A 25567-nucleotide genomic window follows, 5' to 3' on the forward strand; every position below is an offset into this window, starting at 1 on the left:
GGTTTATGGTTTTACTTTGTCTTGTGTGTATAAATATTTATCCATTAAATAAATTAGGCTAGTCATCGATGCACTTCCTAATTCTAATTCTCGTTTGTTTACTTTATCAAAAGTATCGGTTGAGGTATGATGGTAATCAAAATAACGTTGGCTATCCGGACGATAACCTACCAAAGTTACATGTTCATTTTTTAACGGACCAACATCTGCGCCGCTTCCACCTTTAACTAAATCGTGTAAGCCATACGGAGCCAATAATTTGTTCCAGCTTTTAATTAGTTTAGTATTTTCAGGATTAGCATCAATAGAAAAACCTCTTGGAGTATGCCCTCCAGCATCACTTTCTAAACCACCAATATGAAGTTCGTTGTTTAGTTTAGCAAGTCTTGAGTATTCGGTAGCTCCACGTAATCCATTCTCTTCATTCATAAAAAAGACTACACGAAGTGTATTTTTAGGCTTGATATTGTTCTTTTTAAATAAATAAGCAACTTCTAAAGATTGTACAATTCCTGCTCCATCATCGTGAGCACCTTCACCTAAATCCCAAGAATCTAAATGTCCACCTACAACCATTATTTTATCAGGATTTTCAGTTCCTGTTATTTGCCCGACCACATTAAAAGAAGGACTGTCTGGTAAGGTTTCACAATTTTGTTTAAAAAAGAATTTTAAGTTAGGATTCGTTTTTAAATCGTTACTTAAATTTTCTGCAGCTCTAGAACTTATTGCTGCAGCAGGGATATATTGTTCCTGTGAAATTTCACCGTAACCCATAGATCCTGTATGTGGATAATCGTCAATTCCATTGGTCATAGAACGTACAATTACACCTTTAGCACCAAGTACGCCAACGGTTGCGGCACCTGAAAAACGTTGCCCAACACAACCTCCATAAGCTTGAAAGGTATTGATAAGTGTATTGTCGAAAGCACCATTAAAAAAGACAATTTTACCGCTGGCTTTGTTTCCTAACTTTTTTGCTTCCTCTATACTTTTTACCTCAATAACTTCAGCAGTAATCCCGTTTTTTGGTGTTGCAATTGAAAAGCCTAAAGCACAAACAGGAACATTTTTGGTTACACCGTTTATGGTATAGTTTGCAACTTCTTTTTCACCACGAACCCAATGTGGTACCATCACAGGTTGTAGCCAAACACTATCTAAACCAACTTCTTTCATCAGTTTTTCTCCCCAAACAACTGCTTTTTCGGCTTCATGAGATCCAGATAAACGCCCACCAATATTTTGAGTTAAATCTCGTAGCCATTCGTACGATTTTCCTTCAGTTAGTACAGTGTTAAAAAAATGTTTAACATGTGTGCTGTCTATTTTTTCTTCGGATGAAAGTCCGTTATTAACAATCGTAGTTTTTTCTTTCTGTTCATTGCATGAAATTAAAAATGTGGCAACAGAAAGTAGGGTAATTAGTTTTTTCATTGTAGTTGGATTAAGCCTTAAATCTACGAAAAAACTTTTTTAAAATAATGTATCAAACTTCCAAATAATACCTCCTAGTACTTGAAAACCTTGTGTGTTAAAGTTGGTAAACTTCTGATAGCTGTTATTAGTGATGTTATTCGCTTTTAAAAACACTGAAAAAATATCGCTAAAATGGTAACCTCCATTAAGGTTTACATCAACATAACTTTCTAAATCAACAGGAATAATAGTGTCATTATCGTAGTCATATAAAACTCCTTTTCTGCTACCTACAAAATATATATTAGCTCCAGCGTACCATTTTTCAGTTTTATATTTTCCGAAGATGTCTCCTTTTATTTTAGGTAAATTCCATGCTTCTTGTTGATTTTCTAATGAGTATGTGTTAAACTCTCCGTTTAAACCTAGAGATATTTGTTTGCTAAAATCGTAATTAATTTCCCCTATAAACGAAACTGTTTTTACATTATCATACACAACATTAAAAGAATTTCCGTACTCATAACCTTTAAACAAAAAACCATTTGTTTCTGCTGTTTTTATTCCGTCATCAGATTTTGAGTAGTTAAGAATATATAAAGGTTTTGCTTCTTCATTTTTATAACCTCCTTTTACATTGTAATTTACATTGTCAGCTAAAACCCCTTTCAATCCACCAAATAAATTATACGTTTCACTAGTTTGAGTGATGTTAATTGTCGGTGAAATATATGGATTTCTCTCTGATAAGCTTTTGAAAGAATTGTTATGTAAATCCCCTGATGCACCTACGTATAAATTTGCAAATTTAGGAATGATAGGGTAGCTTACCTTTATATCTGGATACACAAAAAACTGGTTTTTACTATTTTCTGTATCCATAGAAAAATAGGCTTTTGCTCCAATTTTTATATCAAAATTATAAAAAACATAATCATACGAAGGATGTATACCAGCCGTAATAAAACTATGATTTATTTCTTCATTCACATCGTTATAAGATTTTGCAAAACTACCAGACAAATAATTAAGAGAAGCGCCTATTTGAAGATCTTCTAAGTTTAGACCAAACCTTCCCAGTGGAAAAGCAAAGGAAGAATTGAGATCTACGTTAATTTCACTGCTATCTAAAATATCAGAAAAATACCCAATGCTAGCAGATCCTTTTTTTATGTAAGAATCATCAAATTCAATTTCTCCGTATACTTTATAATTTTTATAAGTTTGTTCTTCTTCAATAGCATTAATGGCTTGTTCGGTATAATTAATGTTCGTTGGCAAGCCATACCAATTGTATTTGTTTCTTTGTAAATTAAAGCCCATTTTCCAATCGAAATAACGTTCTTCTTGTTTGTAAAACATATCTAAATCGATATTGTAAAAACTACTGCTTAGTTCTGTGTTTTCTACAGGATCGGAAGTGGAGGTGAATTTTAAACTGATACCATATTCACTATCAAAAGGGGTATTTTGATGCACAAACCCTTCAAAGAAAGGAGTAGTATTATTACCAAAACCTACGGATAAATAATTATCGAATAAAAGTTCTTTTTTACCAACATCAATTCCTTTTAAGGTACCACTTGCAGGAATAAATGTAGAAGCAACAGGAACCGAAATAATTTGGTAGTTTAATGCCTTTTTTTCTACATCTTTTGAAAGTGTAATTACAGGTTTTCTTTTTATTTTAAAAGCATCGGTAACTTTTGGGGCGTAGGAGGTTATTACTTCTACAACTTCAGTTTTTATACTATCTTTTGCTTTTTCTGATGATGGGTCTTGTGCCAGTAAAACAGTACTAACAAACATCAATAACAATAGGATTATATACTTTTTCATTAATTTACTTTTGAGTAGTGTTTACCGATTCGTTTGTTTTGGCTTCTTTATTTTTTATGGTGCTCAATTCATTTTTAGCTTCTTCTATCAAGTCTTTAAATTGTGAGAAGTTTTTAATAATATTTTCTAAAATATAAGTTGCTTGGTATGCATCTTTTAAGGCATAATAATTTTTTGCCATAACGATGTAACTCTTAACTCCCCAATACTTATAAGTGGAATAATTTGCTATTAAGTTTTGAACTTCCTTATTAGAATCTTCGTAAGCTTTGGCTTCGTTCAAGAAAAACGCTTTATAATACAAAGTTTCTGCTTTAAGTTCACCTGTTGCAGTTTGATCTACTGCATTATAATATTCTTCGGCAGTAAGAAAATCATTTGTTTTAATAGCAGAGCGAGCAATAATTATCTTAGCATCTTCTTCTACTACTTGTCCTATTTTATCGCTTGCTAAAACCTTTTCAGCATACTCAACAGCTTTTGAATATTCTTTGTTTAGGTAATACCCTTTCATTAAATTACTTTGAGCAAAAATGATGTTCTGCGGATAGTTAGCTTCTTTTTCTAAACGCTCTAACAAAATCATTCCTTTGTTCCAATCATCTATTTCTAAATAGATCTGAGATAATTTAGATAAAGATTCTTCACTAAATTCATTTTTTTCCTGACTAACTACATAGCTATAATGCGGAATAGATTTTTCTTTCTCATTATTTTTAATGAAGGATTGTGCTAAGTAAAAATGAGCCTTTAAAGCATTTAACCCATTAGAAAAATTATTTAGGTAAGTATTAAAACCTTCTATAGCTTTAGGGGTATTGTTTTCTAAAAACTTATTTTCTGCAGCTTCATAAGTGGTATTGTCAATATCGCTATTGGTAACATTCACGAATTTGATGTCTTTTACCCAATTTGCGTATTCATCAACTTTACCTATATCAACATACACATTTCTTGCATTAGTAACGGCTTGTTTTGCTTCGTTAGAATTAGGATATTTAGTTACAATATCTTTAAAATTCGTCAAAGCTTTTTGATTATTTCCTCCTTTGTAATACAATAGTCCCCGACGTAATAAAACACTAGGAATATAATTGCTTTTTGAATGCTCTTCTAAGAGACGGTTATAAGCATTATTAGCTTTTGTAGTTCTACCTAAAGAAGTGTATGTATTTGCTAGCTCAAAAAGCGCATCATCTTTTAATTTTGAAGTTCCATAATTATTAACGACTGCTAATAAATCGTTTATTTTATCTTCATTTTTACCCGAAAGGCCGTTGCTCATTGCTTTTTGATACTGTGCATAATCAGATCCTACACCTCCTTGATTAATTACGTTTTCGTAAGCGGTAATTGCACTTGCATAATTTTTAGTAGCGTAAAAAGAATCGCCTAATCGGTTGGAAGCATCATCATTTAAATCATTATCTTCTAAATTTTGTTCTAAGAATTTTTGAAAATATAAAGCAGAATTTTCATAGTCTTTTAGTTTAAAATAAGAGTAAGCAATGTTGTAGTTAATGTTTTTAATTTCTTCTATGTCGAAGTTGTTTACAGATAAAAATTCGTTTAATGAGTTTTTATATTTACCCAATAAATAGTCTGTTTCTGCCATCCAATAACGCGCTTTGTTCTTAATAGTTTCATTCACAGCGTCTGAAGCGATTAAAAAATGCGAATTTGCTTCTTTTAATTTTTGTTGATTAAATAATTGAATTCCTCGGTATAAAGAAATTTCATTAGCTAAAATATCATTTGTAGGATTTTTATTTGCTCTTAAATAATTAATGGCTCCTTGGTAATCTTGTTGATGTAAATATGAAGTAACTAGTAATTCACTTATTTCTTGTTTATGAGGCGATTCAGGATACTTTATTAGATATTCTGTTAATACTTCAGGAACACTTTTATATGGGTTTCCTTCCTCGTAACTTAATTTAGCATAATTAAAATCAGCATCGGCAGTAATGGTTTCATCAAAGTTCATTTCAGAAGCATTTCTAAAAGCATTTAAAGCTTCTACTTTTTTATTGGTTTGTAAGTAACACTCGGCTAAATGATAATAGGCATTTTGTGCAATTTTATTATTACCTCCAATAATTTTATTGAAGTTTTGCACGGCACTTCCATAGTCTTTTTGTTTGTAAAAAGCATAACCTAGGTAATAATAATCAGTATTATTCCAACGCCCTTTTTTACCTTTATATTGTTGCAAATAGGGAATTGCTTTTTCGTATTCTCCAATGTTAAAGTAACTTTCTCCAATAACTTTTGAAATATCAGAAACTTGTTTTTTTTCTGCTGTTGGTAATATTTTTTCACCAATTTGAATAGCTTTTTCAAATTTACCTCCTTTAAAAGCAATGTCTAACAAATAATAATTAGCTTTCGATTTGTAAGTGGCATCATCAGCTAACTGACTTAAGTTATCTTCCGCCTCTCCAAAATTTTCTTGTTTGTAAGAAATATAACCGTAGTAATAACGAGCATCGTTTCCGTAAAGAGGATTTCCTAAAAGTGTTTCAAATTTTTCTTTGGCACCAGTAAAATAATTAGAAACCAAAAGAGCATATCCCATTTTATAATTTAACTCATCTTTATCAGCAACACTTAATAACTTCGGATTTACTTTTTGATACCATTTCAACGCATGGGAAGCTTTTCTGTTAGCAAAATAATAATTACCAACATTCATGTATGCTTTTTCTTTTTTGCTGTTATACGGATGGTTTTTTACAAATGCTAAAACTTTATCATCTGCATTAGACTGATTTAATTTAATAGCACACATAGCATCATAATAATCAGCGTCTGTTTTTATGTTTTGATAGTTATCTGTATTGTTTGAAACTTCAGTAAATAATTTCTGAGCTCCTGCATAGGCTTTATTGTTGTATAAAGTGATTGCATTATGGAATTTTGAATCAAAATTACTTTGCATCTCGGTTTTTTGTGCCCAAGAACTCACTAGCCAAAAGCAGCAAAAAAGGATTAAAACACTTTTAATAAAAGCGGTTTTTTTCATAGTAGTAGTCGTTATAATGTTTAAATAACGTGGTTTTTTTTGATTTGTTGGATTAACCGCTTCAAAAATAAAAAATGTAGTGGATAATCAATAATAAATAATAGATTTGTAGAAATCTACTTTTATGGAAAACGCAGTACTACATCTAGACAATGCAGATATTTATCAACGAGATAATTTGGTGTTATCAAAAGTGAATTTCACTCTTAATAAAGGTGATTTTTATTATTTGATAGGAAAAACAGGAAGTGGTAAAAGTAGTTTATTGAAAACTTTGTATGGAGATTTACGTTTACAACGTGGATTGGGGTCTATTGTTGGGTTCGATTTAAAGAAAATGAAGGAAAAAGACATTCCTTTTTTGCGTAGAAAACTTGGAATTGTTTTTCAAGATTTTAAATTGTTGAATGATAGAAATGTGTTTGATAATTTAGAGTTTGTTTTAAAAGCAACAGGTTGGAAAGACAAAAACGAACGTAAAGAAAAAATACACGAAGTTTTAGATAAAGTGGGGATGAAAGAGAAGTACTACAAACAAACTTTCGAACTTTCTGGCGGGGAGCAGCAACGTGTAGCAATTGCAAGAGCGCTTTTAAATGATCCTGAATTAATTTTAGCAGATGAGCCAACGGGTAATTTAGACCCGAGAACATCTTTAGAAGTGATGGAATTATTAAATGAAATTCACCAAAGTGGTAAAACGATTTTAATGGCTACTCACGATTATCAATTAATCGTAAAATTCAAACAAAAAACAGTAAAGTGTGAAGATGGTAAGTTGTTTGAAGTAATGCAGCAATCTAAAGTGTAAAAATTGTTTCTATAATTTTTTTTGCTGAATTTTTAGGGTCGAAATCAGTCAACACTAATTTTCTTTTTCCAATAATATTGGAGGTGAAATTATGATCAAAAAGCTCTTTGGTTTTAATTAATATTTCGTCTTTAGTATTGGCTAATTCACATAATTTTTCTAAGCCTGTATCTTCTATCATATTACTATTAGCTATAATAAATTTTCCTTTGTATAGTGAGTTTAAAAGCTTGAGTTTTATTCCGGTTTTTTGATAAGTTAATAAAACATTTACATGAGCATTTTCAAATAAATTACCTAAATCACGATCACTTTTTAAGTTAACAAAATCAATATTTTTAGTTTTTTTTATTTTATTTATAATAGATGTATTTTCTTTACTACTAGCAATTTTTAGACTAAAATTTGATTTTTTGAAGACATTAATTAAAAATAGGGCTGCTTTAATATTGTCAGATACACGTAAATCTCCATGCCATAACACATATTTACCTTTTATTGTTTTATGTTTTTTAAAGGAAGCATCATGAAAAGCAGGTACATATATAGATTTGTTTCCGTATTTTTTTTTAAAATAGACTTGTTCGTTTTTAGAGATTGAAAAAACACCATCAACTTTTTTTAAGATTTTTTCGTAAGGGTCTAATTTTTTTGTTTCAGAATAAAAAAATATTTTTTTTAAAAAATTCGTTTCACTTTTTGCTAGCCCATAATAAAAATTGTGCTCAATATTATGGGTTCTAACATATGTTTTGTTTATTACTTTTTTTTGATAAAAAGTAGTATGTAAACCTTCAAAAAGGATTGGGAAATTACTTTTTTGTATGTTTTGTAGAAGTTTTTTGTTTTTTCTACTTAGAACAATGAAAGGTGTTTTTGAGAAAAAAAGAAAAGGAGACATGTTTCGTTTGTAATAGGTTACAGATTCGCAAATATTTTCTAATTCTTTATGTTTTCCACGTCCATATTCAAAAGTGTGAAGATGAATTTTTACACCAAAGTTGTGTAACTCTTTTAATTTGTAAAAAACATCAATCACTCCACCGTAATTTGGCGGATAAGGAACATCAAACGAAACTATATTTAAGTTTTTATCCAAAATTTTTAAAAATTGAAATTAATTTTTCTTCATCTGTTTTCCAAATCAATTCATTTTTCGCTAATTGTAATGCTTTTGAAAAATCTTTTTCCAGTAAGTTTTCAATTTGATTTGCTAACATTTCAGGATTCCTGTCTAAAACTATTTCACCTACGCTATAATTAGTGACAACTTTTCTCATTTCTGGTAAATTGGAAACTAAAACAGGAACATTAGCTTGTATGTAATCGAAAATTTTATTGGGTAAAGCATATCTGTAATTCAACCCTAAATCTTCTTCTAAGGAAATTCCTAAAATAGCGTTAGGAGTAATTTTTTGTAATTCATCGGGAGTTACTTTTCCATAAAAATAAACTTTACCTTCTAGTTTATCTCGTTCTACTTTTTTTTGTAAATCATCTATAATATCTCCAGAACCAACAATTAAAAATAAATGATTATCCAAATATTTCATGGTGTTTATCATTAACTCTAATCCGCGTCCAAGATTTATGGCACCTTGGTAAATAATAATTTTTTTATTGGTTTTAAAAGGAAGTTTTAAAATTATAACATCATTTTTTACGGGTAAATTTCTAATAACTTCAAAGTTTGTATTGTATTTTTCTTTGTAATAATTAGCAATACTTAGACAAACAGTATAGTTGTTTTGTAATTTAGGAATTAAAGACTTTTCTAATTGAACCCAAACACTTTTTATAAATTTTTTATTGACTAATTCAGGAACTTCAGAAAATAGCTCATGACTATCAAAAACCAATTTTTTCCGTTGAATTCTACTTGCTAAAAAGTTAGGTAAAAGCGTATCTAGATCGTTAGCAAGTAAAATGTCTTTTTTTGTAAATAATAAGATGAAAAATAAACGAATGTTGTATTCAGCATAAAAGAGAAAACCTTTGTTAAAGAGTAAACGAATTCTTTTTGTTTTATAAGTTCTGTTTAGCATTTCGGATAATTTTCTCGGATAATTACGTCCAATTAATAGAACATCAAACCCATTTAGAAAAAGAGTATTGCAAACTTTGTCAACTCGTTGGTCGGTGACTAAATTATTAGAAACTGAAATAACAACTTTTTTCAAAAAATATTTTTTTTCGAAGATAAAAAAGAAAACCCGCTTCAAGAATTGAAGCGGGAAAATTGCTATGAAAAACTATGAAAAAGAAACACAAGAAGTGTTTCTCTATTTTGTAGACGATTGAAAATCAGTAAACTTACATAGTGAGTTGAATTTTAACATTTTTTACATAAATTTATTATTTATTAACAAATTTATGTAAGCTTTAAAGGTTAAAAGTAATTTAAATTTCTTTTAGCATCCAGATATTACAAGTTGTATGGCCAGATTCACCTAAAGGTTTTACTAACCTTTCAAAGCCTAATTTTTCATACATCCCGACTGCTTTTGAAAAAACGGGTAAACTTTCTAGGTAAATTTGATTATAACCGAGTTCTTTAGCAGATTCTACACTTTTTTGCATTAACTGTTTTCCAATTCCTTTTCCTCGAGCATCTTCCGATAAATAAAACTTTACCAATTCCACACAATCTTTTTCTAAACCAATAGTAGGGTAAATTCCGCAACAACCAATAGCTTTACTATTTACTTCTGCTACCCATAAAATTGATTTAGGAGTTCTAAATAATTCGTATAAATTATTAGTGGTTGGATCTGTGTAAACTGTACCTTCTTTAGGAGCGTTGTGTTGCTCAAAAACAGTGCGTATCATATTAGCTAATGAAGCATTGTCTTTTTGTTCTATTTGTCGAATCGTTACTTTCAAAATATATAAATTGGATTAAGGTTAAATTTAAATGAATTAGGCTTATGTTCAAAATAAAAAGCAACCTCTTTCGAGATTGCTTTTTGTAAAGTAATATAAGTTGTTATATTATAATTCTAATGCTTTATTGTTGTTTTTAACAGCTTCAGCAGATGCTTGTAAATGTTCTTTTTCAGCATCATTTAAATTAATTTTTACAATGCTCTCAATTCCTTTTTTGCCTAATACAACAGGAACACCTATACATAAGTCTGATAAGCCATATTCACTGTCTAATAAAGCAGAACAAGGAAATATTTTTTTGGTATCACAAGCAATTGCTTGAACCATACCAGAAACAGCTGCACCTGGTGCGTACCAAGCAGAAGTACCTAATAAACCAGTTAAGGTTGCCCCACCAACTTTGGTGTCTTCTTTTACTTGGTTTAATCTTTCTTCTGATATAAACTCAGAAACAGGAACCGAATTGCGAGTTGCTAAACGAGTTAATGGCACCATGCCTTTATCAGAGTGACCTCCAATAACCATTCCATCAACATCAGAAATAGGAGCTCCTAGCGCTTCAGCTAAACGATATTTGAAACGAGCAGAATCTAATGCACCACCCATTCCGATAATTCTATTTTTTGGTAATCCAGTTGCTTTGTGTACTAAGTATGTCATCGTATCCATTGGGTTAGATACAACAATGATAATTGTGTTAGGAGAATTTTCTACTAAACTTTTAGCTACCATTTTAACGATACCTGCGTTTATTCCTAATAACTCATCACGAGACATTCCTGGTTTACGAGCAATACCAGAAGTAATTACACAAATATCAGAGCCTGCAGTTTTACTATAATCTCCAGTAGTACCTGTAATTTTAGTATCAAAACCATTTAATGAAGCGGTTTGCATTAAATCCATTGCTTTACCTTCGGCAAAACCTTCTTTAATATCGACTAAAACAACTTCTGAGGCGAAATTTTTAATAGCAATGTACTCAGCACAACTTGCGCCCACAGCACCTGCTCCTACAACTGTTACTTTCATTTTATATATTTTTTATTGAAAATTATTAATAAGATACACAAAAATAGGGATTTGGGTATGGATAAAAAAGTAAAACCTCATTGAAATTTCAATGAGGTTTATATACTAATTATAATGATTATTTTTAACTCTTTTATTTTGTAAAATAGGAGTTAGAATTTATGAGCTGAAATCATATGGTTTTTTTCATTTAAGAAAACCACATTGTCTATTTCATCTATAACATAATTTGGTATTTTGTCTAACAATTCTATTTGAGTGTCAACATTTCCCGTTTTTTTGTTAATCATTAATATTTTATGAATAGATGGCAAGTCTTGTCTTTTTATTTTGGTTACAATGAATTGATTATTTTTTATTCTTTTTGAGTTGAAAAACCTTTTTGAAGTAACACTAAAAACTTCCTTCATGTTTTGTTCGTCAGGACCAACATATAAACCTACAATTTCTGAACTTTCTGACGTTCCATCAGTTTGATCTTTAGAGGTTCTATATGCGCCGTTAGATAAACTGCTTAGCATCGTTATATTGTCCATAGATCCTTTTATATCTAAATCTACACCAGCAAAAGCTAACCCGAGTTGTGCTACGCCAACTAAACCTTCAACTGATGAAGCAGGTTTGTAGTAACTTGTGTATTTTACTTTTCCATTCGGACTAAGTAAAGACATGTGTTGATCTGTATATAGTAAATAACCTTCATCTTTGATGTACTCTGCAACTAAAGGTGTTTTTCTTTTCACCTCTTTTAACTCAATGTCTTCTGCAAAAAGATCAATAACTCCAGTTTCTAAATCAAACTTATATCCTTTTTCATTTTCAAATAATACAACTTTGTTTTCTTTTTCATCAAAAGTAACAGCAGGTATTGACTTAAATTTTACATCTCTTTTCCAAACATCTTTTCCTTTTTCATAATCAAGAATATTTGATCTTTCTGTAGAAATATATAATACTCCTTTTGAGGTTGGAGTTATGTAGTAGGCGTATCCATCTACATTAGTATCCCATATTTTTTCACCTTCATTTGAAACCAAAGCTATAGATCCTTTTTTTTCATCTTTACCAATTGCGATCATTCCTTTTTCATGAGGAATAACTTGGTCTAAAAAATCTATCTTAAAGCTTTTTTTCCATTTAAATAGGTTTGTTTTCGGATCTATAATGTTAAACCCTTCTGTTTCGACTAAAATAAGGTCGCCAGTTTCATCTGGCATAACATCTATTAATGTACCTCTTAATTTTAATTTGCCAGGAGTAATATCTTCTCCACTGTTAGGGTTTAATACTAATAGTTTATTAGATTTTTTTATCCCTACATATAAACTATTATTATTATTTGAATACACTAAAGCTTTTATTTTCTTTTTAGTTTCGTGTTTCCATATTATTTTTCCGTCGCTAAAATTAATAGCATAAATTTCGTCTTTCAGACCAATTATATAATTGTTTTCTCCAATAAAGAAAGGTCCGTGATTGATAAATGATGATCCAAGTAGTTTTGTTAACAAACCTCCAACTTCACCTAAATCAATAATCCAATTGGTTTTGTTTGTTTTAAGATCAAAACTCATTAATTTACGATTTTTGTTTTGTAAAAGTTGAAATAGTACTATACCTCTATCATGTAAAACGGTATAGTTTTTAATTCTATAGCCTTCATCTTTTGTGTCAAAAACAATATCTCCATTGTTTGAATTCATAATCAAACCTCTTGTTTTTCCTGCTAGAGGGCTATATTCTATATAAATGAAGGGAAGGCCTTCAATGCTTAAAAAGGTATTTTTATCAACAGCTTTTAATTCTTTATTGTGCCATATAATATCACCATTTGTACTATTTATAGCTAATAAACCTTTTGCTCCTGAAGCAATAATGTTTCCTTCGTTGGATTGTTTAATCCAACCGACTTGATATAATTCACTTTTCAAATCTCGTTCCCAAAGCTTGTTTTGCGCATGGCCTAAAAAAGTAGTTAAAATAAATAATAAGAGGATTTTTGTTTTCATTTGAATTTTTTTGTGGATTATAAAATTGTTTAAAGGAGCTAAAAATAGGAAAAATATATTTAGTGATTTATAAGTGTTATAACTAGAAAACCCAACGAATTTCGTTGGGTTCTTAATATTATATTTTTTTATAATATTATCTAAAGCTAAAAGCGATACCTGCATTTACACTATTGTATTCTTGAAGTGTATAATCGGCAAAAATTTTAAAGAAACCTAAGCTTAATCTTGCTCCAAGAGTAGTTCTAAAACCGCTTGCATCAAAATCTAAATTTAGTGGATCTACTAATTCTCTCTGTGATACTGATAAGTTGTAATCAACGGTATATGTTCCTAACATTTTTAATGATGAGTTGCCGCCAGTGTAACCAAGACCTCCATAAAGGTTTATAATAGGGAAATTAAGTGACGCAATAGCTTGTACAGTATATGCGTTTAAATTGAAATCTACAAAACCATCTTGTATATCAAAATTGTCATTAGGGTTTTCGTCAACTATAGTATAGTCTACCCCCATAGTAGTATAAGTAGCTAACAGCGATACGTGAAGTGGAGTTTTGCCTAAAGGACCAAACCAATCAGTAATTTCCTTTTTAAGACCAATTCCAAACAATCCGCCTTTAACATCATCACTTCCTACTTTGGGTACATAACGTAATATTATATCAGACTTAAAAGGGAGTCCCATACTTGCTTGTATAACAGGGGTAGGAACAGCGTTTAATGGAAGGTCTTCTTTGATACCTCCAGGCATTTCGAAGGTTCCTGAGTAATTATATGTTACTCCGTTTATGTCTTCATCAAAATTAACAGTTGCTAAAGCGCCATCATTTTCTGATCCTGCAATTGTTGCAGATGTAATGCTTCCTCCTGTAGTATTTTGATTAACTGAAGTTAAATTAGAAAGTGAAAACATTTCATCTTTAGACGGTATTAAAGATGCGTTTAAGTTTATTGAAAAATCAAATCCAAATTTCTTATGAACTTTTGCGGTATGATACCATCCGTTGTTCATTCCATAAATTAATCCTTTCATAGCAGGGTTCATATAAGCTTGAGTTAATCTATTTGCATCTTGAGTGCTAGCAAATAAAATCCCTTCAGGTCCATTTTGAGCATTTAGGTTAATTGCTAAAACGACTGAAAATAAAAATAATAATAAGTTGTTTTTCATAATATGAGGATTGTTTGTTAAATGGCTAAAATAAAAAAGTCTTACCAATTTGGTAAGACTTTTAAATATATTATTCAATTTGGCTTATGCATCGATATTCGCATACTTCGCATTTTTTTCAATAAACTCTCTACGTGGCGGAACTTCGTCTCCCATTAACATAGAGAATACTCTGTCGGCTTCAGTACCGCTATCTATTACTACTTGGCGAAGTGTTCTAAACTCAGGGTTCATGGTAGTGTCCCATAATTGTTCAGCATTCATCTCCCCAAGACCTTTATATCGTTGAATGTTAACTCCTCCCCCCATTTTTTGAGCGATTAAATCACGTTGATTATCATCCCAAGCATATTCGCGTTTTTGTCCTTTTTTAACTAAATATAAAGGAGGTGTAGCGATATAGATATATCCTTGCTCAACCATTTCACGCATGTATCTAAAGAAGAATGTTAAAATTAAAGTGGCAATGTGAGAACCATCTACATCGGCATCACACATAATAACTACTTTATGGTAACGCAATTTAGATAAGTTTAATTCTCGCGGATCGTCTTCTGTACCGATTGAAACACCTAGTGCAGTGAACATGTTTTTAATCTCTTCATTTTCAAACACCTTATGTTGCATCGCTTTTTCAACATTTAAGATTTTTCCTCTTAAAGGAAGAATAGCTTGAAAATTACGATCACGACCTTGTTTTGCAGTACCACCTGCCGAGTCTCCCTCAACTAAGAAAATTTCACATTGAGCAGGATCCGTTTCAGAACAATCAGATAATTTACCAGGTAAACCTCCAATACTCATCACCGTTTTACGTTGTACCATTTCACGAGCTTTACGTGCGGCATGACGGGCTTGGGCTGCTAAAATTACTTTTTGTACAATCGTTTTAGCATCATTAGGGTTTTCTTCTAAATAATCTGTTAACATTTCAGAAACAGCTTGAGATACTGCGGAAGTAACTTCACGGTTCCCTAATTTAGTTTTAGTTTGTCCTTCAAACTGAGGTTCTCCAACTTTTACAGAAATAATTGCTGTTAGTCCTTCACGGAAGTCGTCTCCTGCTATTTCGAATTTTACGTTTTTTAACAAGCCAGATTCATCTGCATATTTCTTTAATGTACTTGTTAATCCACGGCGGAAACCAGATAAATGTGTTCCTCCCTCATGCGTATTAATGTTGTTAACGTATGAGTGTAAGTTTTCAGAATATGAAGTGTTGTATACCATGGCTACTTCCACAGGGATTCCGTTTTTCTCACCTTCCATTGCAATTACCCCAGCGGTTAGCTGTTCGCGAGTGCTATCTAAATATTTTACAAATTCAGATAAACCTTCCGTACTATGAAAAGTTTCGCAAGCATCATTCCCTTCATCATCTTTATTGCGCTTATCTGTTAGAGTGATCGTAATACCCTTATTTAGATAGGCTAATTCACGCATACGTGTAGCTAAGGTATCGTAGTTGTATTCAGTAGTTTGTTGAAAGATAGATTTGTCTGGTAAAAAAGTAACAATAGTTCCATTAAAATCTGTTTCTCCAATAGTTTTAACAGGATATAAAGTTTTACCTTTCTCGTATTCTTGCTGCCATATTTTTCCATCTTTATGAACAGTTGCAGTTAAATGATCAGAAAGTGCGTTAACACACGAAACTCCTACACCGTGTAAACCTCCAGAAACTTTGTATGAATCTTTATCGAATTTACCACCCGCACCAATTTTGGTCATTACAACTTCAAGAGCAGAAACACCTTCTTTTTTGTGAATTCCTACAGGAATACCACGTCCGTTATCTTTGGTAGTAATGGAGTTATCTTCATTAATGGTAACATCAATTCTATCACAGTGACCTGCTAATGCCTCATCAATAGAGTTGTCTACAACCTCATATACTAAATGGTGTAAACCACGCACACCAACATCACCAATATACATGGATGGACGCATACGTACATGCTCCATTCCTTCTAACGCCTGAATACTATCGGCTGAATAATTATGTTTTTTTTCTTCGCTCATTTTATAAGAGAATTAATAGTTTCATTTAGAAAAAACAATCACCTTTGAGGTGATTGTTGTCTTTACAAATTTACGATTTTAAAGCCTTAAATAAAAGTTTTTAAGGAATTGTGGTCGAAAATTATCAACATTTGTTGATTTAAAAAAAGTGTCTTAAAACGCTTAAAAATCATTTTAAAGATAAAAACATATAGTTTTTAGTTGGTTAATAAGAACACAAAAGCAAAAATTGGCTTAGAAACGATAAAATAAAGACTTTTATTTTTGCAATTTTTGTAAAAAAGGGTTTATTGGGACTTAAAAACGTTTTATATTTGTAATAAATGTTTAGTAAGCAAATCAATAAAAAAATTACTTGTCAGTGTTGTTTCTTTAATAAGAAGCAGTTGTTGGCTATTTAGTATATTATAAATTCAAAAAAATATATAAAAACCACTTCTGTAACTATAGAGGTGGTTTTTTAGTATAAAAAAATCGAATGAAAGAAAATAATTTTAAAACTCAGTTTTTATCTTCAATAATTGAAAATAAATGTTTTATAGTAAAAAATAAAGCAGAGCAATTTATACAGAAGTTGTATGATGTCTTGTTTCAAATAGGAGATGTAAGAATAACTTCAGAAAAAGATTTTGAAAATGTTTTTTCAGCTTTAAAAGCTCATTTAAAGGAAGTTTTGTGTGATGTTTCTATTCCTAATGATGAAATTTTAAAAATTCAAGAAGCGTTTTTTAAAGCTTTACCATTAATATATGCAACATTAAAGGAGGATGCGGAATTTATGCTTGAGTACGATCCAGCAGCCAAATCAGTAAGAGAAATACAAATAGCATATCCAGGTTTTTTTGCAATTGCTATTTATCGTTTTTCTCACGAATTACACAAGTTATATATTCCAATTATACCAAGAGTTTTATCGGAATATGCACATAGTAAAACAGGAATTGATATTCACCCGGGAGCAAAAATCGGAAATCGTTTTGTAATTGATCATGGAACAGGTGTAGTAATCGGGGAAACAACAATAATAGGAAATAATGTAAAGATTTTTCAAGGGGTAACTCTAGGGGCAATTTCAGTGTCAAGAGATGTAAAAGGGCAAAAAAGACATCCTACTATAGAAGATAATGTGGTGGTTTATTCAGGAACAACCATTTTGGGAGGAGATACAATAATTGGAGAGAATAGTGTGATAGGAGGGAATGTATGGTTAACTGAAAGCGTTGAGCCAGAATCGAGGGTATTTCATAAAAGTCAAATTATTGTAAAAGGAAAAAAAATAAAACACCAACCTATAAATTTTGTTATATAACATGAAAAGTTACAACATTTTAGAAACCATTGGAAATACTCCAGAAGTGAGAATTAACCATCTTTTTAATAAAAATATAAATGTATGGGTGAAATTAGAAAGAGCAAACCCTGGCGGCAGTATTAAAGACAGAATAGCCTTAGCTATGATTGAAGATGCTGAAGAAAAAGGTTTATTAAATAAAGAAACTTTAATTATTGAGCCTACCTCTGGAAATACTGGGGTAGGTTTGGCTATGGTAGCGGCAGTTAAAGGATATAAATTGAAGTTGGTAATGCCAGAATCAATGAGTATCGAAAGACGTAAAATAATGACGGCTTATGGAGCGGAATTAGTTTTAACATCAAAAGAGGAAGGAATGAAAGGAGCTATTTCTAAAGCAGCAGCGCTTAATGAAGAGATCGTTAATTCATGGATGCCTCAGCAATTTAATAATATGGCAAATCCTGAAATTCATAAAAAAACAACAGCTCAAGAAATTTTAAAATCTTTTCCTGATGGGGTGGATTATTTTGTAACAGGTGTTGGAACTGGAGGGCACATTTCTGGAGTTTCAGAAATATTGAAACAACATTTCCCTAATATAAAAACCTATGCGGTAGAGCCTGCTTTATCTCCAGTATTAAGTGGAGGTGAACCAGGAGGGCATCCGTTACAAGGAATAGGTGCTGGGTTTATACCAGATACTTATAATGCTAAATTTGTAGATAGTGTAATTACAGTTGAAAAAGAAGAAGCTTTTCAGTTTGCGAAAGAACTTGCAAGAAAAGAAGGGATTTTAGCAGGTATTTCTACTGGAGCTTCATTAGCGGCTTTGGCTAAAATTGAAAAAGAGATACCGAAAGGATCTACAGTTTTAACCTTTAACTACGATACAGGAGAGCGTTATTGGTCGGTAGATGGGTTGTTTTCAGAATAAAGAGTAAAATCAAAAATCCCGCTTTATGCGGGATTTTTTTACAACTAAAAATTTAAAAAAAAACAAAGATCCTTCTTAATAAGCATCTTCGTGTACTGCTTTAATCGCTCTTCCGCTTGGTTCGTTTACATTTTGAAAACTTGCATCCCAAGCTAAAGCGGTTGGTGAACTACAGGCAATCGATGGAACCGAAGGGACTGTTAAGGCTGCTGTATCACTTGGAAAGTGCTCTTCAAAAATTGAGCGATAATAATATTCTTCTTTTGCTCTTGGAGTTTGAATAGGAAAACGGTGTTCTGCGTTGGCTAACATTTCGTCGGTAACTTCCGATTCTACCACTTCTTTTAATGTGTCTATCCAGCTATAACCAACTCCGTCAGAAAATTGTTCTTTTTGTCTCCAGGCAACACTTTCTGGTAAATAACTTTCAAATGCTTTACGTAATACCCATTTCTCCATTCGCTCACCGTTAATCATTTTGTCTTGTGGGTTGATGCGCATAGCCACATCCATAAATTCTTTATCTAAAAACGGAACACGACCTTCAATTCCCCAAGCCATTAAGCTTTTGTTGGCGCGTAAACAATCGTATTGATATAGTTTATCTAGCTTACGAACATTCTCTTTGTGAAACTCTTCAGCGTTGGGAGCTTTATGGAAATATAAATAGCCTCCAAAAAGTTCGTCAGCACCTTCACCAGATAAAACCATTTTAATTCCCATAGACTTAATAACGCGTGCTAATAAGTACATTGGAGTAGAGGCTCTAATTGTCGTGATATCGTAGGTTTCTAGGTTGTAAATTACATCTCTAATAGCGTCTAATCCTTCTTGAATAGTAAATACAACTTCATGATGTATGGTTCCGATGTGTTCAGAAACTTTTTTAGCTGCTTCTAAATCTGGAGAGCCTTCTAGTCCGATAGAGAAAGAGTGTAACTGTGGGTACCAAGCTTCATCTTTATCTCCAGACTCTACACGTTTTGCTGCATATTTTTTAGCAATTGCAGAGGTTATTGATGAGTCTAATCCACCAGAAAGTAAAACCCCGTAAGGAACATCGCTCATCAATTGACGATGAACAGCTGCTTCTAAAGCGTCATGTAATTCGTCAATATTTGTTTGGTTTTCTTTAACAGCTTCATATTCCATCCAGTCTCGAGAATACCATTTTTGTAATCCGCCCTCACGAGTATAGTAGTGTCCCGGAGGAAATACTTCAATTTTATTACAATAACCTTCCAGAGCTTTTAATTCTGAAGCCACATAAAAAGTTCCTTTTTTATCCCATCCCATATATAGTGGTATGATTCCCATATGATCTCGGGCAACTAAGTATTCATTTGTTTTGGCATCGTATACAGCAAAACCAAAAATTCCATTTAAATCATCTAAAAATTCCGTTCCTTTTTCTTGGTATAAAGCTAAAATTACTTCACAATCAGATTTTGTTTGAAACTCATATTTACCTTCAAATTGTTTGCGCAGTTCTTGGTGGTTGTATATTTCTCCATTAGCAGCTAAGACAAAACGTTTGTCTTTACTTAATAAAGGTTGTTGCCCAGAAGTGGGATCTACAATCGCTAAACGCTCGTGCGCTAAAATAGCTTTGTCATCACTATAAATACCACTCCAGTCTGGACCACGATGTCTTATTTTTTTTGACATCTCTAATATTTGAGGTCTTAAAGCTTCAGATTCTTCTTTTAAGTCAAACGCACATACAATTCCACACATAATATTTTATTTAAATTCTTAGTTTTTGTTTTAATTATTTTACAAATAACCGAATTATGTTTATTTTTGAAAACAAAAAATCAATTATTGGTTATTAAATTTATATTTTAAGTTCATTTTGATTTTAAATTGTAATTATTCTTTATGTGAATTGACTATAAAACCTATGTTTTGTTAATTCTTTTTAAAATTTGTAATAAAAGTTTGCTCAATATAAAATCACTTTATACATTTGTTGCATAATGATGAACAAACAAAATAACTGGTGGTGGAAAACTCTTAACTTACGTTAGTGAGACCATCTTGTTATGTATATAATAAACGAAAAGGCTTATCTCATGATAAGCCTTTTTTTATTGTCCATATTTAAGGAATAGAATGAAAAAGTTACAATTTACAACGATTAGCAAACAAAAAATTTCAGACACGGTTACTCCTGTAGGTTTGTATTTGCGTTTGCGCGACAAATATTCGAATACATTATTATTGGAAAGTTCAGATTATCATAGTAAAGAAGAGAGTTATTCATTTATCTGTATTGAGCCTATTGTTTCTATGAAAGCAGATAAGAATGAATTTTCCGTTTCGTTGAGAGGAGAGAAAATTAGTTCTCAAGCAATTGATCGAAATTTTAATCAATTATTTAATGATTTTACGCAAACGATCGATTTAGATTGTGGTGCAAGCATTAAACCTTTTAACGGACTGTACGGTTACACAACTTACGATAGTGTTCAGTATTTTGAAACGATTAAATTCAATGTAAAAGAAGCTCCGTCTGCGATACCGATGATGCAGTATAGTTTTTATAAGTTCATTATTGCAATTAATCATTTTAATGATGAAATGCAGTTGGTAGAAAATATTGAAAACGGAGAAACTTCTAGAATTCACGAGATAGAAACAATTATAGAAGCACAGGCTTTTAATACGCAAAAGTTTGAAATTACTGGAGAAGAAACTTCTAATTGTACAGATGAAGATTTTAAAGAATATGTGCAAAAAGCGAAAGCACATTGTAAACGAGGAGATGTTTTTCAGTTAGTGCTATCACGTCAATTTCAACAAAAATTTAAAGGAGATGAGTTTAACGTGTATCGCGCGTTACGTTCAATTAATCCATCACCGTATTTGTTTTATTTTGATTACGGAAGTTTTAAGTTAATGGGATCTTCACCTGAAGCGCAAATCAAAATCAATAACGGAAAAGCGATTATTAATCCAATTGCAGGAACGTTCAGAAGAACGGGAGATATGGCAGAAGATATTAAACTGGGTAAAAAGCTTTCCGAAGATAAAAAGGAAACAGCTGAGCATGTAATGTTGGTTGATTTGGCGCGTAACGATTTAAGTAAACATGCCGAAAATGTAACGGTTGAGGTGTTTAAGGAAATCCAGTATTTTAGTCATGTAATACATTTAGTTTCAACCGTGCAAGGACACATAAAAGGAGATCCTATTAAAATTGTTGGAGATACTTTTCCTGCAGGAACCTTAAGTGGTGCGCCTAAATACAAAGCAATGCAATTGATTGATAAATATGAAAATCAATCTCGTGGATTTTACGGTGGAGCTGTAGGAATTATTGGTCTTGATGGTTCGGTAAATTTAGCCATCGCAATTCGCTCGTTTGTGAGTAAAAACAATGTGTTATATTATCAAGCAGGAGCAGGAATTGTAATTCATTCTAACGAAGAAAACGAATTACAAGAAGTAAATAACAAGTTAGCAGCTTTGAAAAAAGCATTAATCTTAGCAGAAAATATTTAAGATGAAGATATTAATTTTAGATAATTACGATTCGTTCACTTACAATCTGGTGCACATGGTAGAAAAAATTACCGATAAGATGCCAGATGTTTATCGTAACGATGAGATTTCGATAGAAGAAGTAGGAGGATATGATTTATTAATTCTATCTCCTGGTCCGGGAATTCCAGAAGAAGCAGGAATTTTAAAAGATGTCATTAAAAGGTATGCGGGCAAGATTCCGATTTTTGGTGTGTGTTTAGGTTTGCAGGCAATTACCGAGGTTTTCGGCGGGAAAATCATTAATATGAATGAAGTTTTTCATGGTGTTGCTACGGATATGAAAGTAACCCAAAAAGAGGCTAAAATATTTCAAAATATTCCTGAAGTATTTGAAGCAGCACGTTATCATTCTTGGATTGCTTCTAACGAAGATTTTCCTGAGGAATTAGAAGTAACAGCAATTGATGAAGATGGTGGAATTATGGCACTTCGTCATAAAATGTATAATATAAGTGCGGTTCAGTTTCATCCTGAAAGTATTTTAACGGAAGTAGGAGAGCAAATTGTGAAGAATTTCATTCATAATATGAAGTAATAATGAAAGATATTTTAAACGAATTATATCAACATAAACGCTTATCACAAGAACAGGCGAAAGAAATTTTGATGTCAATTGCTCGTGAAAAATATAACGAAGCGCATTTGGCTTCTTTTCTCACCGTTTTTATGATGCGCCCAATTACAGTTGATGAACTTTCAGGATTTAGAGAAGCCTTAAAAGAATTGGCAATTAAAGTCGATTTGTCTGATTACAATACGATTGATATTGTCGGTACAGGAGGGGATGGAAAAGACACCTTTAATATTTCAACGTTAACCTCTATTGTGGTTGCAGGAACTGGACAAAAAGTAGCAAAACACGGTAATTATAGTGTTTCGTCAAAATCGGGTTCGTCGGATATGTTAGAAAGCTTTGGATATGAATTTACGAATGATGAAGCAACGTTAAAATCACAGTTAGAGAAAGCCAATATTTGTTTTTTACATGCGCCAAAATTTCATCCAGCGATGAAAGCAGTTGGACCAACTCGAAAAGAATTGAAGTTAAAAACATTTTTTAATATGTTGGGGCCGCTGGTGAATCCGAGTTCGCCTCAAAATCAATTGTTAGGAACTTACAATTTAGAAGTGGCGCGTCTATATAATTATATTTTACAAGAAGAAAACTCGAATTACGGAATTGTTCATGCACTTGATGGTTATGATGAAATTTCATTAACTGGTGGATTTAAATTGTTCAGTAAAAATGGAGAGCAATTAATTACTCCACAAGATTTAGGGCAAAAAACGTTGTTACAATCAGATATTTACGGAGGGAACTCAGTTGAGGAAGCAGCAAAAATATTCCAAACCATTTTAAATGGTGAAGGAACCCAAGCGCAAAATAATGTGGTATTAACCAATGCAGCTTTTGCGTTAACAATTATTGATGAAAAAAAATCTTTTGAAGACGCTTTTGATGAAGCAAAATCTTCTTTATTAGGATTAAAAGCAAAAGAATGTTTACAGAAATTAATTAAATAAACTGTCACCTCGAGCGCAGTCGAGAGATTTTAATAGATCTCCACTGCGCTCGATCAGACAAAATAGAATATAAATGACAATACTAGATAAAATCGTAGCTTTTAAAAAGCAAGAAATAGCAAAAATAAAAGCAGAAGTACCAATTAAGAGATTGGTAGAAAGTCCGAATTTTAAAAGAACACCCATTTCATTAAAAGAATCCTTAACAGATAAATATTCAACAGGGATTATTGCTGAGTTTAAACGACAATCTCCATCTAAAGGAATTATCAACGATAAAGCCTCAATTTCTGATGTAACTACGGGTTATTTAGAGGCTAATGTTGCGGCGCAATCCATTTTAACAGATATTTCTTTTTTTGGAGGGTCGATGGCCGATTTAATGGAAGCAAGAACGATTAATTCAACGAAACCAATTCTTAGAAAAGATTTTATTGTTGACGGATTTCAAATTGTGGAAGCCAAAGCGATTGGAGCAGATGTTGTGCTTTTAATCGCTGCTTATTTAACAAAAGAACAGCTTAAAAATTATGGTCAACTAGCAAAAGATTTAGGATTGGAAGTTTTATATGAAGTTCACACACAGGAAGATTTAGATAAGGTTTCTGATTTAGACAATAAGATTATCGGAATTAACAATCGAGATTTAAAAACGTTTAAAGTTGATTTAGAATATTCTATAGAATTAGCAAGTCAAATTCCTGATACAGCAATCAAAGTTTCAGAAAGCGGAATTAGTAATCCGAGAATTGTAACTGGATTAAAAGAGTATGGGTTTCAAGGATTTTTAATTGGTGAGACTTTTATGAGTCAGGAAAATCCTGGATTAGCGTGTCAAGAATTTATCAGTCAGATCAGATAATTTGTTACGATGGAAAAGTCATTTGATCCAATTTTAGGAGTGCAGCCCAAAGTTTTAATTTTAGGATCACTACCAGGAAAAGAATCGTTACGAATACAACAATATTATGGTAATGTAAGGAATGCTTTTTGGAAGATTCTTTTTTCGTTGTTTGATGAGGAATTAGAAGGGAATTACACAGCTAAAAAGGAATTTTTAATCAAGAATAAAATAGCGTTATGGGATGTGTGCAGGCTTGCAGAGAGAAAATCAAGTTTAGATTCTGATATAAAAAATGAGTTGCCAAATAGTATTGAAAATTTGATTAAATCTAATCCAAGTATTAAAATAATTGGGTTTAATGGTAGAAAAACAGAACAGCTTTATGATAAGTATTTTAACAGATTTGAAGAAGTAAGTTATTATACCTTGTTATCTACTAGTCCTGCAAATGCGAGGTATTCATTTGAAGAAAAATTAAATAATTGGAAATCAATTTTAAAATAATATGAAGCTGAAAGTTTGCGGAATGAAATACCCGGATAATATCCTCAAAATAGCAGAGTTACAACCTGACTATTTAGGATTTATTTTCTACGAAAAATCGAAAAGAAATTTTGAAGGAATTATTCCTGAGTTGCCAAAATCAATTAAAAAAGTTGGAGTTTTTGTTAATGAGTATATAGAAATTTTAGTGTCGTTAGTAGAAGAATATAAACTCAATGTAGTTCAGTTACATGGTGATGAATCTGTTGAATACGTTGAAAAACTAAAAGAGTATTTACCGAAAGTTGAAATTATCAAAGTTTTCGGAATTAAAGATGAGTTTAATTTTGAGATTTTAAAGCCATATGAAGAATTGGTTGACTTTTTTTTGTTCGATACCAAAGGAGAAGAACGAGGAGGTAACGGAGTAACTTTTAACTGGAAGGTTTTAGAAAATTACAAATCAACAAAACCATTTTTTTTAAGTGGTGGAATTGGTTTGGAGCAAGCTAAAGAGTTAATGTCGTTCCTGCGTAGGCAAGAATCAAAATTTTGTTACGCTTTGGATGTGAATAGCAAGTTTGAAACTAAACCAGGATTAAAATCCGTAGAAAAAATACAACAGTTTAAAAAACTCGTCATTACGAACGAAGTGAAGTAATCTTTTCTTAGAGAAGATTGCCACGTCATTTCATCTCTCGCAATGACATAATGTAATA

20 protein-coding genes are annotated in these 25567 nt (G+C 31.6%); 9 read left to right on the plus strand and 11 right to left on the minus strand.

Annotated elements, in window-relative coordinates; translation table 11 throughout:
* Positions 1-3: 3 nt before the first annotated feature.
* Genes C7447_RS09385 through C7447_RS09395 form a run of 3 tightly spaced genes read right to left on the minus strand, consistent with a single transcriptional unit; the run spans position 4 to position 6202 of the window.
* Complete coding sequence (locus tag C7447_RS09385; protein ID WP_148870263.1) at positions 4-1440, minus strand: M20/M25/M40 family metallo-hydrolase; 1437 nt, start codon at positions 1438-1440, stop codon at positions 4-6.
* A gap of 39 nt (positions 1441-1479) precedes the next feature.
* Positions 1480-3261 carry a TonB-dependent receptor gene (locus tag C7447_RS09390; RefSeq protein ID WP_148870264.1) on the minus strand — a complete coding sequence of 594 codons (1782 nt, stop codon included), beginning with the start codon at positions 3259-3261 and terminating at the stop codon, positions 1480-1482.
* A 4-nt stretch (positions 3262-3265) separates the two neighbouring features.
* Entirely contained in the window at positions 3266-6202 is a 2937-nt protein-coding gene (locus tag C7447_RS09395) for a tetratricopeptide repeat protein (protein WP_246143053.1), read from the minus strand.
* 208 nt (positions 6203-6410) lie between these two features.
* Between C7447_RS09395 and C7447_RS09400 the strand changes: the two genes are divergently transcribed.
* On the plus strand, positions 6411-7097 hold the full coding sequence (locus C7447_RS09400) for a cell division ATP-binding protein FtsE (RefSeq protein ID WP_148870266.1): 687 nt from the start codon (positions 6411-6413) through the stop codon (positions 7095-7097).
* Here C7447_RS09400 and C7447_RS14980 read toward each other — a convergent pair.
* The 7 genes from C7447_RS14980 to gyrB all read right to left on the minus strand — a co-directional run bounded on the left by C7447_RS14980 (position 7087) and on the right by gyrB (position 16220).
* Positions 7087-8196, minus strand: coding sequence for a glycosyltransferase family protein (locus C7447_RS14980; protein WP_246143054.1), 1110 nt, complete (start codon positions 8194-8196; stop codon positions 7087-7089). The genes C7447_RS09400 and C7447_RS14980 overlap by 11 nt on opposite strands.
* On the minus strand, positions 8189-9277 hold the full coding sequence (locus C7447_RS09410) for a glycosyltransferase (protein WP_148870267.1): 1089 nt from the start codon (positions 9275-9277) through the stop codon (positions 8189-8191). Before C7447_RS09410 ends, C7447_RS14980 begins: the two co-directional genes overlap by 8 nt.
* Before the next feature lie 220 nt (positions 9278-9497).
* Positions 9498-9980, minus strand: coding sequence for a GNAT family N-acetyltransferase (locus C7447_RS09415; RefSeq protein WP_148870268.1), 483 nt, complete (start codon positions 9978-9980; stop codon positions 9498-9500).
* A gap of 108 nt (positions 9981-10088) precedes the next feature.
* Positions 10089-11015, minus strand: a complete 927-nt coding sequence (mdh, locus tag C7447_RS09420; protein WP_148870269.1) for a malate dehydrogenase — start codon at positions 11013-11015, stop codon at positions 10089-10091.
* Between the two features lie 152 nt (positions 11016-11167).
* Positions 11168-13024 (minus strand): PQQ-binding-like beta-propeller repeat protein, encoded by a 1857-nt coding sequence (locus C7447_RS09425; protein ID WP_148870270.1) that lies wholly within the window; start codon positions 13022-13024, stop codon positions 11168-11170.
* Between the two features lie 136 nt (positions 13025-13160).
* Entirely contained in the window at positions 13161-14198 is a 1038-nt protein-coding gene (locus C7447_RS09430) for a DUF6588 family protein (protein ID WP_148870271.1), read from the minus strand.
* Positions 14199-14282: 84 nt separating this feature from the next.
* Positions 14283-16220: a DNA topoisomerase (ATP-hydrolyzing) subunit B gene (gene gyrB, locus C7447_RS09435; RefSeq protein WP_148870272.1), complete on the minus strand. Its 1938-nt coding sequence runs from the start codon at positions 16218-16220 to the stop codon at positions 14283-14285.
* A gap of 478 nt (positions 16221-16698) precedes the next feature.
* On the opposite strand from gyrB, the gene C7447_RS09440 reads away from it, so the two are divergent.
* Together C7447_RS09440 and cysK are read left to right on the plus strand one after the other, a co-directional pair.
* Positions 16699-17529: a serine O-acetyltransferase gene (locus C7447_RS09440; RefSeq protein WP_148870273.1), complete on the plus strand. Its 831-nt coding sequence runs from the start codon at positions 16699-16701 to the stop codon at positions 17527-17529.
* 1 nt (position 17530) lies between these two features.
* Positions 17531-18448, plus strand: a complete 918-nt coding sequence (gene cysK / locus C7447_RS09445; protein WP_148870274.1) for a cysteine synthase A — start codon at positions 17531-17533, stop codon at positions 18446-18448.
* 75 nt (positions 18449-18523) lie between these two features.
* Here cysK and asnB read toward each other — a convergent pair whose 3' ends face one another.
* Entirely contained in the window at positions 18524-20185 is a 1662-nt protein-coding gene (gene asnB / locus C7447_RS09450; RefSeq protein ID WP_148870275.1) for an asparagine synthase B, read from the minus strand.
* A gap of 378 nt (positions 20186-20563) precedes the next feature.
* Between asnB and C7447_RS09455 the strand changes: the two genes are divergently transcribed.
* The 6 genes from C7447_RS09455 to C7447_RS09480 all read left to right on the plus strand — a co-directional run bounded on the left by C7447_RS09455 (position 20564) and on the right by C7447_RS09480 (position 25509).
* A complete protein-coding gene (locus C7447_RS09455; protein ID WP_148870276.1) occupies positions 20564-21955 on the plus strand; it encodes an anthranilate synthase component I family protein in 1392 nt (463 codons plus the stop codon).
* Between the two features lies 1 nt (position 21956).
* On the plus strand, positions 21957-22532 hold the full coding sequence (locus tag C7447_RS09460; protein ID WP_148870277.1) for an anthranilate synthase component II: 576 nt from the start codon (positions 21957-21959) through the stop codon (positions 22530-22532).
* Positions 22533-22534: 2 nt separating this feature from the next.
* A complete protein-coding gene (trpD, locus tag C7447_RS09465; RefSeq protein ID WP_148870278.1) occupies positions 22535-23521 on the plus strand; it encodes an anthranilate phosphoribosyltransferase in 987 nt (328 codons plus the stop codon).
* Positions 23522-23594: 73 nt separating this feature from the next.
* Positions 23595-24383: an indole-3-glycerol phosphate synthase TrpC gene (trpC, locus tag C7447_RS09470; RefSeq protein ID WP_148870279.1), complete on the plus strand. Its 789-nt coding sequence runs from the start codon at positions 23595-23597 to the stop codon at positions 24381-24383.
* A 9-nt stretch (positions 24384-24392) separates the two neighbouring features.
* Positions 24393-24869 (plus strand): DNA-deoxyinosine glycosylase, encoded by a 477-nt coding sequence (locus tag C7447_RS09475; RefSeq protein ID WP_148870280.1) that lies wholly within the window; start codon positions 24393-24395, stop codon positions 24867-24869.
* 1 nt (position 24870) lies between these two features.
* Entirely contained in the window at positions 24871-25509 is a 639-nt protein-coding gene (locus C7447_RS09480; protein ID WP_148870281.1) for a phosphoribosylanthranilate isomerase, read from the plus strand.
* Positions 25510-25567: the final 58 nt, after the last annotated feature.

This window comes from Tenacibaculum adriaticum (assembly GCF_008124875.1).
Classification (GTDB): domain Bacteria; phylum Bacteroidota; class Bacteroidia; order Flavobacteriales; family Flavobacteriaceae; genus Polaribacter; species Polaribacter adriaticus.

Bases quoted from the DNA above. Each gene is read 5' to 3' on its own strand.
- C7447_RS09385 (WP_148870263.1), bottom strand. From the start codon at position 1,440: ATGAAAAAACTAATTACCCTACTTTCTGTTGCCACATTTTTAATTTCA.
- C7447_RS09390 (WP_148870264.1), bottom strand. From the start codon at position 3,261: ATGAAAAAGTATATAATCCTATTGTTATTGATGTTTGTTAGTACTGTT.
- C7447_RS09395 (WP_246143053.1), bottom strand. From the start codon at position 6,202: ATGCAAAGTAATTTTGATTCAAAATTCCATAATGCAATCACTTTATAC.
- C7447_RS09400 (WP_148870266.1), top strand. From the start codon at position 6,411: ATGGAAAACGCAGTACTACATCTAGACAATGCAGATATTTATCAACGA.
- mdh (WP_148870269.1), bottom strand. From the start codon at position 11,015: ATGAAAGTAACAGTTGTAGGAGCAGGTGCTGTGGGCGCAAGTTGTGCT.
- C7447_RS09425 (WP_148870270.1), bottom strand. From the start codon at position 13,024: ATGAAAACAAAAATCCTCTTATTATTTATTTTAACTACTTTTTTAGGC.
- C7447_RS09430 (WP_148870271.1), bottom strand. From the start codon at position 14,198: ATGAAAAACAACTTATTATTATTTTTATTTTCAGTCGTTTTAGCAATT.
- gyrB (WP_148870272.1), bottom strand. From the start codon at position 16,220: ATGAGCGAAGAAAAAAAACATAATTATTCAGCCGATAGTATTCAGGCG.
- C7447_RS09440 (WP_148870273.1), top strand. From the start codon at position 16,699: ATGAAAGAAAATAATTTTAAAACTCAGTTTTTATCTTCAATAATTGAA.
- cysK (WP_148870274.1), top strand. From the start codon at position 17,531: ATGAAAAGTTACAACATTTTAGAAACCATTGGAAATACTCCAGAAGTG.
- asnB (WP_148870275.1), bottom strand. From the start codon at position 20,185: ATGTGTGGAATTGTATGTGCGTTTGACTTAAAAGAAGAATCTGAAGCT.
- C7447_RS09455 (WP_148870276.1), top strand. From the start codon at position 20,564: ATGAAAAAGTTACAATTTACAACGATTAGCAAACAAAAAATTTCAGAC.
- C7447_RS09460 (WP_148870277.1), top strand. From the start codon at position 21,957: ATGAAGATATTAATTTTAGATAATTACGATTCGTTCACTTACAATCTG.
- trpD (WP_148870278.1), top strand. From the start codon at position 22,535: ATGAAAGATATTTTAAACGAATTATATCAACATAAACGCTTATCACAA.
- trpC (WP_148870279.1), top strand. From the start codon at position 23,595: ATGACAATACTAGATAAAATCGTAGCTTTTAAAAAGCAAGAAATAGCA.
- C7447_RS09475 (WP_148870280.1), top strand. From the start codon at position 24,393: ATGGAAAAGTCATTTGATCCAATTTTAGGAGTGCAGCCCAAAGTTTTA.
- C7447_RS09480 (WP_148870281.1), top strand. From the start codon at position 24,871: ATGAAGCTGAAAGTTTGCGGAATGAAATACCCGGATAATATCCTCAAA.